General features: G+C 64.6%; 16 protein-coding genes. All 16 read left to right on the top strand.

The features are described 5' to 3' along the window. Positions 1 to 761, top strand: a 761-nt coding sequence (locus EOD15_RS12350; RefSeq protein ID WP_148129534.1) for a branched-chain amino acid ABC transporter permease, incomplete at its 5' end; no start/stop codon positions are given. Beyond that, positions 761 to 2,515, top strand: coding sequence for an FAD-dependent monooxygenase (locus EOD15_RS12345; protein ID WP_127408522.1), 1,755 nt, complete (start codon positions 761 to 763; stop codon positions 2,513 to 2,515). The genes EOD15_RS12350 and EOD15_RS12345, both read left to right, overlap by 1 nt. 10 nt (positions 2,516 to 2,525) lie before the next feature. Then, positions 2,526 to 3,416, top strand: a complete 891-nt coding sequence (locus tag EOD15_RS12340) for an intradiol ring-cleavage dioxygenase (protein WP_127319853.1) — start codon at positions 2,526 to 2,528, stop codon at positions 3,414 to 3,416. Beyond that, complete coding sequence (locus EOD15_RS12335) at positions 3,416 to 4,234, top strand: SDR family NAD(P)-dependent oxidoreductase (protein WP_127319855.1); 819 nt, start codon at positions 3,416 to 3,418, stop codon at positions 4,232 to 4,234. Before EOD15_RS12340 ends, EOD15_RS12335 begins: the two co-directional genes overlap by 1 nt. A gap of 63 nt (positions 4,235 to 4,297) precedes the next feature. Then, entirely contained in the window at positions 4,298 to 5,605 is a 1,308-nt protein-coding gene (locus EOD15_RS12330; protein WP_127319857.1) for an ABC transporter substrate-binding protein, read from the top strand. A 25-nt stretch (positions 5,606 to 5,630) separates the two neighbouring features. Beyond that, complete coding sequence (locus tag EOD15_RS12325) at positions 5,631 to 6,359, top strand: ABC transporter ATP-binding protein (protein ID WP_127266429.1); 729 nt, start codon at positions 5,631 to 5,633, stop codon at positions 6,357 to 6,359. After that, positions 6,356 to 7,084: an ABC transporter ATP-binding protein gene (locus EOD15_RS12320; protein WP_127266428.1), complete on the top strand. Its 729-nt coding sequence runs from the start codon at positions 6,356 to 6,358 to the stop codon at positions 7,082 to 7,084. Before EOD15_RS12325 ends, EOD15_RS12320 begins: the two co-directional genes overlap by 4 nt. Beyond that, positions 7,071 to 7,934: a branched-chain amino acid ABC transporter permease gene (locus tag EOD15_RS12315; RefSeq protein ID WP_127319869.1), complete on the top strand. Its 864-nt coding sequence runs from the start codon at positions 7,071 to 7,073 to the stop codon at positions 7,932 to 7,934. Before EOD15_RS12320 ends, EOD15_RS12315 begins: the two co-directional genes overlap by 14 nt. After that, a complete protein-coding gene (locus tag EOD15_RS12310) occupies positions 7,931 to 8,956 on the top strand; it encodes a branched-chain amino acid ABC transporter permease (protein ID WP_127408521.1) in 1,026 nt (341 codons plus the stop codon). Before EOD15_RS12315 ends, EOD15_RS12310 begins: the two co-directional genes overlap by 4 nt. Positions 8,957 to 8,968: 12 nt before the next feature. Continuing rightward, entirely contained in the window at positions 8,969 to 9,985 is a 1,017-nt protein-coding gene (locus tag EOD15_RS12305; protein WP_127319873.1) for an alcohol dehydrogenase catalytic domain-containing protein, read from the top strand. 27 nt (positions 9,986 to 10,012) lie between these two features. Further along, a complete protein-coding gene (locus EOD15_RS12300) occupies positions 10,013 to 10,801 on the top strand; it encodes an alpha/beta hydrolase (RefSeq protein ID WP_127319875.1) in 789 nt (262 codons plus the stop codon). A gap of 25 nt (positions 10,802 to 10,826) precedes the next feature. Further along, positions 10,827 to 12,047 (top strand): acyl-CoA dehydrogenase family protein, encoded by a 1,221-nt coding sequence (locus EOD15_RS12295; protein ID WP_127319877.1) that lies wholly within the window; start codon positions 10,827 to 10,829, stop codon positions 12,045 to 12,047. Between the two features lie 63 nt (positions 12,048 to 12,110). Further along, positions 12,111 to 12,659 (top strand): flavin reductase family protein, encoded by a 549-nt coding sequence (locus EOD15_RS12290; RefSeq protein WP_127319879.1) that lies wholly within the window; start codon positions 12,111 to 12,113, stop codon positions 12,657 to 12,659. Between the two features lie 387 nt (positions 12,660 to 13,046). Further along, the gene (locus EOD15_RS12285; protein ID WP_127319881.1) at positions 13,047 to 14,582 is read left to right on the top strand and encodes an FGGY-family carbohydrate kinase; all 1,536 of its coding nucleotides are present in this window, start codon (positions 13,047 to 13,049) and stop codon (positions 14,580 to 14,582) included. Continuing rightward, the gene (locus tag EOD15_RS12280; protein WP_127319883.1) at positions 14,579 to 15,355 is read left to right on the top strand and encodes a DeoR/GlpR family DNA-binding transcription regulator; all 777 of its coding nucleotides are present in this window, start codon (positions 14,579 to 14,581) and stop codon (positions 15,353 to 15,355) included. The genes EOD15_RS12285 and EOD15_RS12280 overlap by 4 nt, the downstream gene beginning before the upstream one ends. A 50-nt stretch (positions 15,356 to 15,405) precedes the next feature. Then, positions 15,406 to 16,266: FAD-dependent oxidoreductase (locus tag EOD15_RS12275; protein WP_185928992.1), on the top strand; the 861-nt coding region annotated here is incomplete at its 3' end.

Genomic DNA, 16,266 nt, shown 5'->3' with positions numbered 1-16,266 from the left:
GGCTTGCGGCGCTGGTGCTGGCGGTTCCGACGGCCTTCTTCGCATTCCGTTTGCAGGGCGCCTATTTCGCCATCGGCACCTGGGTGATCGCTGAAGTGACGCGCCTGCTGGTCGCGCAGTGGAAGGCGCTCGGCGGCGGCACCGGCACTTCGCTGCCGCGCGAGGCGACGAGCAGCATCCTGGGCACCGATGCGATCAGGGCGCTGTTCGGCGTCCGCGAGGCCGCGGCACGCGACGTCCTGGCCTACTGGCTGGCTTTGGCGTTGGTCGTAGCTGTGACCGGCGGCATCTATTGGCTGCTGCGCAATCGCCTCGGGCTGGCGCTGGCGGCGGTGCGCGACAATGTCGACGCGGCGCAATCGGTCGGCGTCGATACCGGCCGGCTCAGATGGGCGGTCTTTCTGATCGCCGCGGCCGCCACCGGGCTGACCGGCGCGCTGATCTTTCTGCAGACGGCCCGCATCTCGCCGGGAGCGGCCTTTGCCGTCACCGACTGGACCGCCAACGTCATCTTCATAGTCGTCATCGGCGGCATCGGCACCATCGAGGGGCCGATCCTCGGTGTGCTGGTCTTCTTTGCGCTGCGCTCGGCGCTGGCCGACTACGGCAGCTGGTACTTGATGACGCTCGGCCTCATCGCCGTCGTCGTAATGCTTTTTGCACCAAAGGGGCTGTGGGGCCTGATCGCGTCCCGCAAGGGCCTGCACCTGTTTCCGGTTCGCCGCAGGCTGACCGGTCCGAAGATCGAGGGAGGAATTTAATGGCGGATATCGAAACCGACGTGCTGATCGTCGGCACTGGCCCGGCCGGCTCGGCCACCGCCGCGCTGCTGTCCAGCTACGGCGTCGCCAACATGATCGTCAATCGCTATCGCTGGTTGTCGAACACGCCGCGTGCCCACATCACCAACCAGCGCACCATGGAAGTGCTGCGCGACCTTGGGCCGGAGGTAGAGGCCGAGGCCATGATGCACGCCTCCCCGCAGGAGCTGATGGGCGAGAACGTGTTCTGCGAAAGCCTGGCCGGCGAGGAGATCGGCCGCATGAAGAGCTGGGGCGTCCATCCGCTCTCCAAGGCCGAACATCTCCTGTCGTCTCCCTGCTTCATGAACGATCTGCCGCAGACCTTCATGGAGCCGATCCTGTTCAAGTCGGCCTGCGCCCGCGGCACGCAGGCCCGCATGAGCACGGAATATGTCCGCCATGTCCAGGATGCGGACGGCGTGACGACGACCTGCCACGATCGGCTGTCGGGCAAGGATTTCACCGTGCGGTCGAAGTTCCTCGTCGGCGCCGACGGCGGCAACTCGCTGGTGGCCGAGCATCTGGGCCTGCCGCTCGAGGGCAAGATGGGCGTCGGCGGCTCGATGAACATCCTGTTCAGGGCCGATCTCTCGAAATATGTCGCCCACCGGCCGAGCGTCCTCTACTGGGTCATGCAGCCCGGCGCCGACGTCGGCGGCATCGGCATGGGTCTCGTGCGCATGGTGCGGCCGTGGGACGAATGGCTGATCGTCTGGGGCTACGACATCAACCAGCCGCCGCCTGAAGTGACGCCGGAACTGGCCACCAGCGTCGCGCGTCAGCTGGTCGGAGATCCCGCGCTCGAGATCGAGCTCCTGGGCGCCAACACCTGGACCGTGAACAATTGCTTCGCCACGCACATGCAGAAGGGGCGGGTGTTCATCATGGGCGATGCCGCGCACCGGCATCCGCCCTCGAACGGGCTCGGCTCGAACACATCGATCCAGGACGGGTTCAACCTCGCCTGGAAGCTTGCCAAGGTCGTCAAGGGGCAGGCGGGGGTCGGGCTTCTGGACAGCTTCTCGGCCGAGCGCGCACCGATCGCGCGCCAGATCGTGACACGGGCGAACCAGTCCATCGCCGAATTCGGACCGATCTTCGAGGCGCTCGGCATGGACGGCGGCGTGGATCACGACAAGATCCACAGGAACATGGAGGCTCGCGCCGATGCGACGCCCGTCGCCGAAGCGCAGCGCGAGGCGCTCCGCAAGGCCATCGCCTTCAAGAAGTACGAGTTCGACGCCCATGGCGTCGAGATGAACCAGCGCTATGCCTCCGGCGCGGTGGTGACCGACGGCCAGGGCGAGCCGCCTTTCGAGAAGGATCGCGAGCTGCATTATGCGCCGACAACGTGGCCCGGTGCGCGCTTGCCGCATGTCTGGGTCTTCGAGCGCTCCGGCAGGAAAGTCTCGACGCTCGATCTTTGCGGGCATGGCGAGTTCACGCTGTTGACCGGCATTGGCGGCGAGGCGTGGGTCGCAGCGGCGGAGACGGTGGGCGCGGAACTCGGTCTGCCGATCCGCAGCCATGTGATCGGCCCGCGTCGCGCGATCGAGGATCATACCGGCGACTGGGCCGGCGCGCGGGAGATCCGCGACAACGGCTGCCTGATCGTTCGTCCCGACCATCATGTTGCCTGGCGTTCCGAAACGCTGGCGGCCGATCCGGCGGCCGAACTGCGCCGGGTCTTCAAATCCGTTCTGGCGCGCTGAGGAGGATCGCATGATCGACGAACACGAATCCGGCTATTTCACCGAAGCGAACTCGGCCGAGGTCGTGGTGGCGCGGAACAGGAACGCCAAGGACGAGCGACTCAAAGAGGTGATGGAGGTCATCACCCGCAAGCTGCACGAGGCGGTGAAGGAGATCGAGCCGACACAGGAGGAATGGTTCGGCGCGATCATGTTCCTGACGCGGACAGGCCAGATCTGCAACGAGTGGCGGCAGGAATACATCCTGCTGTCGGATGTTCTCGGTGTCTCGATGCTGGTCGATGCGATCAACAACCGCAAGCCGTCGGGCGCCTCGGAATCGACGGTGCTGGGACCCTTCCACGTCGCCGACGCCCCCGAACTGCCGATGGGCTCGAACATCTGCCTCGACCAGAAGGGCGAGCCCATGTTCGTGCATGGCCGCATCCTCGATACCGAGGGCAAGCCGATCGCAGGCGCCAAGATCGACGTCTGGCAGGCCAATGACGAGGGCTTCTACGACGTGCAGCAGAAGGGCATCCAGCCCGACTTCAACTTGCGCGGCGTCTTTCGCACCGGCCCGGACGGGCGCTACTGGTTTCGCGGCGTGAAGCCCAAATACTACCCAATCCCGGATGATGGCCCGGTCGGCAAGCTGCTGGGCGCCCTAGGCCGCCACCCCAATCGTCCGGCGCATCTTCACTACATCGTCGAGGCCGAGGGCTTCGACGCGCTGACCACGCACATCTTCGATCCGGACGACCCGTACATCGATTCAGATGCCGTCTTCGGCGTGAAGAAGAGCCTGCTCGCCGAATTCCGCAAGGTCGAGGACGCCGAAGCCGCCGCCAGGGTCGAGGTCGCGGCCCCGTTCTACGACGTGGAGTTCGATTTCGTGCTGTCGCGCAAGGGAGGAAACTGATGGCCGCACTTGAAAAGATGTTCGATGTCAGAGGCAAGTCGGTGATCGTCACCGGGGGCGCCAGCGGCATCGGGCAGGCCTATGCCGAGATCATGGCCGAGCACGGGGCGAAGGTCTGCATCTTCGACCTGAACCCTGCCGGGCTTGACACGACCGTGGCCGCGATCAGGGCGGTGGGTGGCGATGTCTGGGGCCAGGTTGTCGACGTCGGCGACCGTGCGGCCATGGCCGCAGCCTTCGACAAGGTCGCCGGGAAGGCGGGCTCGATCGATGTCGTGTTCGCCAATGCCGGGATCGATGCCGGGCCGGGCTTCAACACCCCGACGGGCGAAAGGAACCCCGAGGGCGCCATCGAGAACCTGCCCGACGAGCACTGGGACAAGGTGATCGAGATCAACCTGACCTCGGTCTACACCACGATCAAGCATGCCGTCCGGCACATGAAGCCGAATGGCGGCGGCCAGATCATCGTCACGTCGTCCATTGCATCGCTGATCAACGAGAGCATCGTGGGCACGCCCTACATGCCCGCGAAGGCCGCGGTGAACCATCTCGTTCGCCACATGGCGATGGAGCTTGGCGCCTACAACATCCGCATCAATGCCATCCTGCCCGGACCGTTCATCACCAACATCGCCGGCGGCCGGCTGCGCAATCCGGCGGACCGCAAGGCCTTCGAGGCCCAGTCGCTGCTCGGTCGGATCGGCGACCCGGAAGAGATCAAGGGCCTGGCGCTTTATCTGGCGTCGCCGGCCGCGTCCTACGTCACGGGCTCGCTGATCGTAATCGATGGCGGCTCACTGCTGAGGATGACCTGAAGCCGCTTTGAACTGAGACCGGTCCCGTGGGCCGGAGAAACTTAACCCAGGGAGGAACCGACGATGAGCTACTACAACAGACTGGTGAAATCGGGCTTGCGGCCCAGCCGCCGAAGCGTCCTGAAGGGGATTGGAGCCGGCCTTGCCGCCAGCACGCTTGGCATGCCGGCCTATGTGCGCGCCGCGACGGCGGGAAAGATCAAGCTCGGCTATCTCAGCCCGACGACCGGACCGCTCGCCCTCTTTGGTGAAACGGATGGCTACACCTTGCAGAAGATCCGCGCCCTGCTCGGCGGCCAGCTGCAATGCGCCGACGGCAATACTTACGAAATCGAGATTCTTGACCGCGACAGCCAGTCCAATCCGAACAAGGCATCGGAAATCGCCGGCAATCTGATCCTGAACGACGAGGTGCATCTGCTCGTGCCGGCCTCGACCACCGACACGATCCTGCCCGCGGCCGAGCAGGCCGAGCTTTATGAAACGCCCTGCATTTCCTCGGGCGCTCCCTGGCAAGCGGTGATCATGCCGCGCGGCGGCGGCAAGCAGACCTTCGACTGGACCTATCACTTCTTCTGGGGCCTCGACGAGGCGTTGAACACCTTCGTCGGGCTCTGGAACCATCTGGAGACCAACAAGAAGGTCGGGATGCTGTTCCCCCAGAACATCGACGGCGAGACCTGGGGCAACGACGAATATGGCTTGCCAGCGCCGACCCGCAAGGCCGGCTACGAGGTCGTGGTGCCCGGCTATTTCCAGCCCCGCACCAATGATTTTTCCGCACAGATAGCCGAGTTCAAGAAGCAGGGCTGCGAGATCATCGGCGGCATCACCTATCCCGACGATCTGAAGACCTTCGTCACCCAGTGCAACCAGCAGGGCTTCAAGCCGAAGGCGGTCACGGTGGCGGCGGCGCTCTTGTTCCCGGGTGGCGTCGAGGCCATGGGTCCTCTAGGCAACGGCATGTCCTCGGAGGTCTGGTGGACCCCGGCCTTCCCGTTCAAGTCGTCGCTGACCGGCCAAGTCAGCAGCGACATCGCCAGCCAATGGGAAGCCGATACGAAGCGCCAGTGGACGCAGCCGCTGGGCTATTCGCATGCCTTGCTCGAGGTCGCCCTCGACATACTGAAGCGCTCTTCCAATCCGCTCGACCGTGCGGCCAATCGTGACGCTCTGGTCGCTACCGATCTGCAGACGCTGGTCGGTCATATCAAGTTCGACGCCTCGCCCCACAAGAACATCTGCAAGACGCCGATCTTCGGCGGCCAGTGGGTGAAGGGCGAGAAATGGCCTTATGACCTGAAGATCGTCGACAACACTGTCAATCAGCTCTTCGCGCCGCAGCAGCCTATCCAGCCGATCGCCTGGTGACATGAGCGGGAACGCGGGCAGAGTTATGGGTAGGGAAATCCTGCTGAAAGCGCACGGCGTGTCGAAGTCCTTCGGCGCTGTCCGCGTCCTGCATGAGGTGAGCTTCGACGTGCATCGGGGCGAGGTGCTGGGCATCCTCGGCCCGAATGGGGCGGGCAAAACGACGCTGTTCAACATGATCAGCGGCGATTTGAAGACGTCCGGCGGCGAGATCCAGCTCGGCGACACCGCGCTTCGCGGCGAGCCGCCCTTCCGGCGCTGCCAGATGGGGATCGGGCGGACCTATCAGATCCCGCGTCCCTATTCCGGCATGACCACCTTCGAAAACCTGCTGGTCGCCGCCGCTTTCGGCGGCGGCCGGTCGGAGAAGCAGAGCTATGCTTTCTGCGCCCAGGTCCTGCGCGATTGCGAGCTCTCCGACAAGGCCAATGTCTCGGCCGGCGCGCTCACTCTGCTCGATCGCAAGCGGCTGGAGCTGGCGCGCGCGCTGGCGTCGGATCCGAAGCTGCTGCTTCTGGACGAGATCGCGGGCGGCCTGACCGACGATGAATCAAAGGCATTGGTGGCGCTGGTGCGCCGCATTCGTGACCGTGGCATCACCATCGTGTGGATCGAGCATGTGCTGCACGCGCTGCTGGCGGTGGCCGACCGGCTGTTGGTACTGAACTTCGGCGAGAAGATCGCAGAAGGCGTGCCAGCCGAAGTGATTGCGCTGCCCGAGGTCCAGCGCGTCTACATGGGGATCGAGGCATGACGGCCGTTCTTTCCACCCACGGCCTGTTGGCCCGCTATGGCGATTTCCAGGCGCTCTACGGCGTCGACATCGAGCTGCACCAGGGTGAGGCCGTGGCCTTGATCGGCGCTAACGGGGCAGGAAAATCCACACTCCTGCGTTCGATCATGGGCTTGCTCCCGGTTGCGCGCGAGATGGTGCTGCTGCACGGCGAGGCCGTTGGCGGCACCACCACCGACCGCATGGTGCAGAAGGGTGTCGCCATCGTGCCGGAGGGCCGTCGGCTCTTCACCGGCATGTCGGTCGAGGACAATCTGCGCGTCGCCATCGACCAGGCTGCGCGCATGGGCGCCAAGGGCGGATGGACGCTGCCGCGGTTGCACCTGCTGTTCCCGATCCTAAAGGAGAAGGCCCGCACGCAGGTCCAGAGCCTCTCGGGCGGGCAGCAACAGATGGTGGCGATCGGCCGCGCACTGCTCTGCCAGCCTCGCGTGCTGCTCTGCGACGAGATCAGCCTTGGTCTTGCGCCGAAGGTGATCCGCGAGATCTATGCCGCCTTGCCCGAAATCCGCGCCACCGGAACGGCGATGATCGTGGTCGAACAGGATGTAGGCCTCGCCCGAACCGCCACGGACCGCCTCTACTGCATGCTGGAGGGGCGCGTGACCCTGACCGGCAGGTCCGCCGAGATCACGCGTGAGCAGATTGGCAAAGCCTATTTTGGAGCAGGCCATGGAGTGGTTTGACGCCTTGGTGCAGGGAGTCCTGCTGGGCGGCATGTATGCCCAGTATGCGCTCGGCATGGCGCTGATGTTCGGCGTCATGCGGATCGTCAACATCAGCCATGGCGATCTGGTGATCCTTTTGTCGCTGATAGGCATTTCGATAGCCACGGCCTGGGGTCTGGGACCGCTGCCTGTGCTGATCTTACTGGTGCCGCTCGCGGTGCTGATGGGCTGGGTGCTGCAGAAGGCCGTGCTGAACCGCGTGGTGGGCAGCGATCCGCTGCCCTCGCTGATCGCCACCTTCGGACTGTCGATCGCACTGCAAAACCTGATGCTCCAGATATGGTCCGCGAACAGCCGGTCGCTGCCCGGCCATGGCATCGAGAGCCAATCCATCGAGATCGGCGGTATCTATATCGGCCTCCTGCCGCTGATTGTGCTGGCCGTCGCCACGGGGCTGACATGGGGCCTCGACCTGACGCTGAAGCGCACGCGCTTCGGCCGGGCGCTCCGCGCCGCGTCGGCCGATGTCGAGGCGGCGGCGATGACCGGCATCAACCCGCGCGCCGTCTATGCGATGGCGACGGCTGCGGCGGTCGGCATCCTCGGCTTTGCAGCCGTCTTCCAGGCGTTGCGGTCGACCGTCGCGCCGGCCGACGGACCTGCCCAACTGATCTACGCCTTCGAAGCGGTGATCATCGGCGGCATGGGAACGGTATGGGGCGCCTTCGCCGGCTCGATGGTGCTCGGCATCTCGCAGGCCATCGGCTTCCGCATCGATCCGGGCTTCGGCGTGCTCGCCGGACATATCGTCTTCCTGATCGTGCTGGCGACCCGCCCGCAGGGCTTGTTCGGAAAGGCATTGTCATGAGTGCGATCCCCTATGTGGCAACCGAGGTGCTTGAGGTCCTGGTCCAACGCCAGACCCGGTCCGGTCGCATCGCGATGACGCTGGCTGTGCTGGCGCTGATCGGTGTCGCCGCCATGCCATGGTGGGCCTCGACCGGCACGATCCGGTCGATTCTGGTGCTGTGCTGCTACATCGCCGTCGCTCAGATGTGGAACCTGCTCGCCGGCTATGCCGGCCTCGTCTCGGTGGGTCAGCATGCCTTCATGGGAGCGGCCGGCTATGCGCTCTTCGTGTTGGCCCAGACTTACGGCATCAATCCGTTTGTGGCGGTCTTCCTTTCGCTGCTGGTGCCGGCCGCGCTGGCCGTGCCGATCTACCTGCTGCTGCATCGCCTGGATGGTCCCTATTTTTCGATCGGCACATGGGTGGTGGCCGAGGTCTTCCGGCTGACCGCCTCGAACCTGCCGCTCGTCAATTCCGGCGCGGGCATGTCGCTTCGCGTGATGAAGGACTATTCGGCCTTCGAGCGGAATGTCGCCATGTCGCTGCTCTGCGCGGGGATGCTGCTCGTCACGCTGGGCGGCAGCTATTGGCTGCTTCGCTCGCGCTTCGGCCTTGCGCTGATCGCCATGCGCGACAATCCGGTCGCGGCCGCCAGCCAGGGCGTGAATGTCGTCAAGCTGCGCTTCCTGATCTACGTCGCGTCGGCGGTCGGCTGCGGTCTTGCCGGGGCGATCTATTTCATGGCGCAGCTCCGCATCACCCCGGGTTCGGCCTTCGATCCGATGTGGGCCAACGTCGCGATCTTCATCGTCATGGTCGGCGGAATCGGCTCCATCGAGGGCGTTCTGATCGGATCCCTGATTTTCTTCATCGCGGACCGCTGGTTCGGCGAATACGGCGCGACTTATTTCGTTGTCCTCGGCCTGATGACGCTTCTGGTCGCGCTCTACGCCCGGACGGGCATCTGGGGCCTGATCTCGAAACGGTGGGATGCACCATGGTTCCCGATCCGGCGCAAGCTTGTCGACCCGAACCGCTGACGAGGAGGATTCATGAAAGCCGCCATCTTCGATAGGGTCGGCGTCCCGCTGCGGATCGGCACGGTGCCGGACCCGACGCCGGCACCGGGCGAGGTCGTCTTGCGTGTCGCCGCCTGCGGCATCTGCGGCAGCGATCTGCATATCACCGAGGACCCCGTGCCTTTCGGCATCGAGGCAGGCTTCGTGCTCGGCCATGAATTCTCTGGGGACATCGTCGCGGTCGGATCGGAGGCAACAGGCCTTCGGATCGGTGACCGTGTCGCCGTCGCGCCTATGCGCGGTTGCGGACACTGCGAAGCCTGCGAGCGCGGCGATCCGGCGCGCTGTCGCGAGATGGAGCTGATCGGCGGCGGCTATGCGCAATACGCGACCGTGGCCGCACGCCAGTGTCATATCCTGCCCGGCGATGTGGCGCTCGAGGATGGTGCGTTGGCCGAGCCACTGTCGGTCGCTCTGCATTGCATCGTCCGCTCGGGCATGAAGCCGGGGGATCGGGTCGCCATCCTGGGCGCTGGGCCGATCGGACTGCTCGTCGCCTTCTGGGCGCGGCGGATGGGGGCGTCGCGTGTCGTGGTGGCCGACATCCACGGCCATCAGCGCGAGCGTGCGCTTGCTCTCGGCGCGACCGGCTTCGCGCTTTCGGGCGAAAAGCTGACCGAGAACCTCGCCGATCTCTGTGACGGAGCGCCAGACATTGTCTTCGAATGCGTCGGCAAGCGCGGCCTCATCGGCGCGGCGGTCGAAGCGGTGCGGCTGCAGGGCACGGCGGTTGGCGTCGGCTTGTGTATCGGCGGCGACGAATGGGATCCGTTCATTGCGCTGACCAAGGAAGTGAACCTGCTGTTCTCGGTCTTCTTCCATCAGCGCAACGAATTCGCCGTCGCCCTCGATGCGCTGCGCGGCGGACCTTTCGCACCGCAAGCTCTGGTCACCGACCGGATCGATCTCTCGCCAGTTCCGCAGATATTCGAGAGCCTTCGCCGCCGCACCACGCAATGCAAAGTGCTGATTCAGCCGGACCTTGTTTGAGGCCGCACCTGTTTGAGGAGAGTGAAAATGGCCGCTCAATTCGAAACGCTCGAATACGATATCGGCGGCACGGAAACGGTGGTGAAGGCCATCGGTAGAGGCAAGCCCGTGCTGTTCCTGCACGGCGCCTCGACGCTTGAAGGCTTCGGCTTCGCGGAGGGCCTCGCCGACCGCTTCCGCGTGCTCTGCCCGAGCCATCCGGGCTTCGGCTTTTCTGGCCCGGCGCCGCATGTCGCTGCGATGTCCGACCTGGTTCTGCACTACCTGAACCTGCTCGATGTTCTGAACCTGCCGGAGAAGCCTCATCTCATCGGCTTTTCCATGGGGGGCTGGATGGCGACCGAGCTCGCCGGCCTTGCGCGCGAGCGTTTCGACAAGGTGGTGCTGATCGCTCCCGCCGGGCTCAACGACCCCGCGCATCCGGCCACCGATCTGGGCGCGGTCGCGCCGCAGGAGCTGCCGGCCTATCTGGCGCATGACGTCTCGGTGGCGCTGCGCTATTTCCCGGACGGCTCAGACCCCGCCTTTGCCGAGGCCTTCGGCGCCGACCGCGTCCGCGAAGGCGACACGCTCGGCCGGCTGCTGGCGCCGTTCGGCATGGGCCATCCGAACCTGCGGCGCTTTCTGGCGCGTATCGCCAATCCGACGCTGGTCGTCTGGGGCACCAGGGACCGTCTGCTGCCGGCTGGCCAGGCGCCGCTCTTCGTCGAAGCCCTGCCCGACGCACGCCTGATCCTGGTCGAGGATGCCGGCCATTTCGTCATGCAGGAGAAACCCGAAACACTCAGGAAGATCGGCGATTTCCTCGCCGGCTGACCGCATTGAAAAGGAGGAGAAGACAATGAACAAACCCATCAAGCACGGCTCGTGGGGGACGACCACCGACTATCGCGACTTGCTCGGCAAGATCACGGAGATCGGGCCGGCCCTGGAAGCCAACGCTACCGCCGATGAGGAGAATGGCGAACTGACTGCGGCCACGTTCGAGCTGCTGAAGCCGCTGCGCATGTCGCATATCTTCGCCGCGGAGAGCCTCGGCGGTGCGCAGCTGCGACCCACCCAGGGTCTCGAACTGCTGGCGGCGATCACCTGGCACTCTGGGGCGGCTGGTTGGGTTTCCATGGTGCATTGCTGCATCGGTGCGATGTCGGCAGCCTTTCTGCCGGACAGCGCGGTCGAGCGGTTGTTCGCGCCGGGCACCGAAAACCGGTTCTCGGGGCAGGGCGCGCCGCTCGGTATGCTGAAGAAAGTCGATGGCGGCTACCGGCTGAATGGCAAGTGGAGCTATGGCAGCGGCTTCAGCCACGCCACCTACAGCCACAGTGCCGCCTTCGTCGACGACGGCACCGGCAAGCCCGCCAAGGACGAGAAGGGCAACTTGATCATCATGTGCGCCCATGCCCCGATCTCTCAGCACAAGCAACTCGGCAATTGGGACGTTCTGGGCCTCGGTGGTACCGGCAGCATCGACTATGCGGCCGAGGACGTCTTCATCGCCGACGATCTCGTCTTCCCGATCCTGACCGCACCGCCGCTGCGTCAGAAGGAGTTCTTCAGTCTCGGTGTCGTCGGCCTCGCCGCAATCGGGCATACCGGTTGGGCTCTCGGCACTGGGCGGCGGATGCTGGACGAGATCGCCAAGTTCGCCCGCAGCAAATCGGGTCGCGCCGGCCTGATCGGCGAGAGCGAGAAGTTCTGGCACGATTATGGCCGCGCCGAAGCCCGCTATCGCGCTGCCCGCGCCTTTGTCTTCGAAACCTGGCGCGACATCGAGGCGACGGTCGAAGCCGGCAACAGCGTATCGACGCGGCAGATCAGCCTTGTCCATCTGGCCAAATCCGAGATTCACGAGGTTGGCGTGGATATCTGCAATTTCGCCTACCGCGCTGGCGGCGGCGCGTCGCTGCGCGCCGGTGTGATCCAGCGCACCTTCCGCGAGATGATGGTGGCGGCCAACCATTTCACGATCGCGCCGTCGATCGTCACCTCGGCCGGTCGCGACATCGGCGGCCTGTGGAGCGATCGCACCTGGCAGTTCTACGACCTGATCGAGAAGAAGTAGTCCGCAAGGGCCGGACGGCGGACGCCGTCCGGCCCTTATGCACGCTGCAGAAGAGAGACGTCGATGAGCTTCCCGCATCCAATGACCAACGCCTTCCGCGAAGCCTTTCGCCACCATCCGGCCGGTGTTGCCGTGATCACGGCCGATCCCGGCGACAGACCGGTGGCGATGACCGTATCCTCGCTGATCTCGGTAAGTGCCGCGCCGCCGGTCGTCGCCTTCTCGCTCTCGATGAAATCGACTTCGTCCGAGCCTTTGCTGCGGGCCGAGACCATGGTGATCCACCTGCTGCGCTTCACTGATATCGACCTGGCGCAGCTCTGCGCGTCGAGCGGCGCGGAACGTTTCCCGCCGGGAGGCGCCTGGGCGCGGCTGCCTACGGGCGAACCGCGCTATACCGGCGTTTCAACCTGGTTCCGCGCCCGTCGGCTCGGCGTCCTGCCGATCGAGGGCGCGACGCTTGTCGCGGCCGAACTCCTTGACGGCGAGGTGCTGCCGGACGAGGTCCCTCCGGAGGCGCATTCGCTGGTTTATCTCGACCGTCGCTGGCATCGCCTGCACAAGGAACTGGACGGGGTGGCTGAGCTTCTTGAGTCGTCGCGTTTTCTTTGAACGGCGCCGAAGCGGCGCGGGTTGTCCGGTCGTTGCGCAGGAACTCGCAAAGCCAGTCGAAGCGCGTTCGTCAATCTACCGTGCTCTCTGGCTCCCAGCGCGGGGTTGAAGCCTATCCGGCCAGTTGGGCACTAGCCGGAACTTCGTCCGCATCGGATGCTGTACGAGGGGATGGCAATTTTCGTCGCAGATAAAGTCAGACATATCCGCAAAATATCTCACGTATTGACGTTAACTTAACATGCTAGTATGGTCTTTTTACCGCGTCGGATGCGTCGCTTTTGTATCACCGTTGCTCGTTGATCGTCGTCATGTCTGTCATCCTTATCCCAACCTGCAGGGTTGCCTTGCAGCGCCCTTCACCAGTTGCTGAAAGCGGCGGCGCCCATGCCCAGTCTGCTCGGAATCGATAACGGTCTCACGGTCACCAAGGCGGTGATCTTCGATGCTGATGGCACGCAGTTGTCGGTGGCGCGCCGGCGCGTCCCGCAGTCGATGCCCCATGCGCGCTGGGTGGAGCGCGACATGGCTGGCCTCTGGCAAGCGACCGCCGACGCGATCAAGGAGGCGATCGCGCTGTCCGGCCGCCCGGCAGGCGACATCAGGGCGGTGGCGGCGACCGCGCATGGCGACGGTCTTTATCTGCTCGACAAGGATCGTCGGCCGCTAGGCCCCGGAATCCTGTCGCTCGACAGCCGCGCCGGCGAGATTGTCGAACGATGGTCGGCGGATAGGGTCTTCGAAGACGCCTTGGCGCGCACGGGCCAGGCGCCGCACGTGTCTGCGCCGTCGGCGCTGCTGGCCTGGATCAGGAAGAACGAACCCGACCGCTATGGGCGCATCGGGCATATACTGGCCTGCAAGGACTGGCTGCGCTTTTGCCTGACCGGCACGATCGGCACCGACCGTACCGAGGCCAGCACCTCATTCACGGATTTCCGCACGCAGGATTACGCGCTGGAAGCGATGCGCATCTTCGAACTGGACGATCTTTTCGACGCGCTGCCGCCGATGGCGCATTCGGCCGAGATCGCCGGCCACGTTACCGCCGAGGCCGCCGACATGACCGGCCTTGCCAAGGGGACACCAGTGGCGAGCGGCCTGCATGACGTAACTGCCTCCGCACTTGGCATGGGCGGCCATGAGGAGGGTGTGCTTGCCATTGTCGCCGGGACCTATTCCATCAACGAAGTGGTCTCTTCGCAACCGCGCGTCGACCCGCGTTGGCTCTGTCGCAACGCCATCGACGCCGGCCGCTGGAACAACATGGCGATCTCGCCGGCCTCGACCGCAAACTACGATTGGTTTCTCGACACGTTCTGCCGCTCGGAACAGGAGAGGGCATCGGTCGGTGGTGGCTCGATCCACGAGGTTTTGGCGGCAGAGATCGACGAGGCGCTTAAAAAGCGGTCGACCATCCTGTTTCATCCTTATCTGTTCGGCTCCCCCTTTGGCGATGTCGCCAGCGGCAGCTTTGTCGGCCTTCATGGCTGGCACAATCGCGGCGATATGCTCAAGGCGGTTCTGGAGGGCATTGCTTTCAATCATCGTACCCATGTCGAAGCCTTGCGCGACGGCTTTGCCATCAGCGAAATCCGCCTGACGGGCGGCGGCTCGCGCAATCCGGCCTTCGTCCAGATGTTTGCCGATGTGCTGAACGCCCCGGTCACCGTCACCTCGACCGACGAGGCTGCGGCGTTTGGCGCTGCGCTTTGCGCGGGTGCGGCGGTTGGCATCTTCGCGACGCCGCAAGAAGGCGCCCGGCAGGTCGGCATGACGGCGCGCCAATACGAGCCAGTGCCGGCCTCGAGTGCTGTGTTCAACGAGCGCTTTTCCCTCTATGGCCGCATAGCCGGTGCGCTCGTGCCGCATTGGCCCGACATCGAGAAGCTGGCGCGGCCAGACACCGAGGGGACCGCATGATCAAGGCCGACGAACGACGCGAAGAGATCGCCGACTATGTGATCAAGCTCGGCCAGGTACGCATCGACGATCTGGTCGAGCATTTCGGCGTATCGCGCATGACCATCCACCGGCACATCGACCGGCTGGCGCAGCAGGGCGTGTTGCGCAAGCTGCACGGTGCGGTCACGGTTCAGCCTTCCGGTCTCTACGAAAGCGCCTTCCGCTACCGGGTGACGGTCAACCGGGCCGAAAAGGATGCTCTGGCGCGGACAGCACTCGATTATATCGAAGCTGGCCAGGTGGTGATGCTGGACGATTCGTCAACGGCAAATGCGGTCGCTACGCTCCTGCTCGACGTCAAGCCGCTGACCGTCATCACCAACTCAGTGGCGACGGCTGCACTGCTGACCCATGTCGACGAACTCGACTTCATCTGTCTCGGCGGCCAGTACCACAACACCTACAACGCCTATATCGGCATCGTCTGCGAGAACGCGGTGGCACAGCTTCGCGCCAATGTGCTGATCTGTTCGGCTTCGGCCATCATCGGGACCACCGCCTTCATCCAGGATCCCAATGTCGTGCGGGTCAAGCAGGCGATGATGGCCGCATCGGTCAAGCGTATCCTTCTGATCGACCATGCCAAGTTCGACAGGATCGCGCTGCATGTCTTCGATGATCTGACCAGCTTCGATGTCGTGCTGGCGACCGAAGGCCTGGGCGATGCGCGGGCGCAAGCCCTCGAACGGGCCGGCGTGAAGCTGCGCATCGTCAAGACGAAAGCGCCATGAGCTCGAGCGAAGCAATACGTACGGAAAATCCAGCCGGGCGTCTGGCCGCCATGGCCGGAGCCGGGGAGGTCGACGTCGTCATTCTTGGCGCCGGCATCAACGGGGCAGGGCTGTTTCGCGATCTGTGCGCGCAAGGCGTCAGCTGCCTGATCGTCGACAAGGCGGATTTCGGCTCCGGCACGAGTGCTGCGCCATCGCGGCTCATTCATGGCGGTCTGAAATATCTCGAAACCGGCGAGTTCAGGCTGGTGGCGCAGTCGACGCTCGAACGCAATTTGCTTTTGAAAAACGCGCCGCACTATGTCAGCCCGCTGCCGACCGTCATCCCGATCTTCTCCTGGAGCAAGGGCATGCTGGCGGCGCTGCGGACGCTGTTCGGCTCGACCAGCGCGCCGCGCAGCCGTGGCGCCGTCCTGATCAAGATCGGCCTGATGATCTATGATTTCTATGGCTCGCGAAACCAGGTCATGCCGCGTCACCGCATGGTCGGGCGGCGCCAGGCGCTCAGTGAGATGCCGGCGCTCGCCCCCTCGATCGTCGCCACCGGCACCTACTACGACGCCAAGATAAGCCACCCCGAGAGGCTCGTGCTCGAACTGATCCTCGATGGGCTGCAGGCAAACGAGGCCTCGGCCAGCGCGAACTACACGGCGCTGGCGAAGTCCGCCGATGGCGTGCTGACCTTCCAGCCGGAAAACGGCGCGGCCTTTTCGGTGCGGCCGAAGCTGGTGGTCAATGCCGCCGGTCCATGGATCGACGATGTCAACGATTCGCTAGGCGCGCCGTCGAAGATGATCGGCGGCACCAAGGGCTCGCACATCCTGTTGAAGCACGACGAGCTGGTCAAAAGCCTGGCCGGACGCATGCTGTATTTCGAAGCCGATGACGGCCGCATCTGCCTTGTCTACGAC

It is taken from the genome of Mesorhizobium sp. M7A.T.Ca.US.000.02.2.1 (assembly GCF_003996995.1).
Taxonomy (GTDB): domain Bacteria; phylum Pseudomonadota; class Alphaproteobacteria; order Rhizobiales; family Rhizobiaceae; genus Mesorhizobium.
Note: the sequence above shows the minus strand (reverse complement) of the source record. Positions and strands in the feature narration are given on the sequence as shown.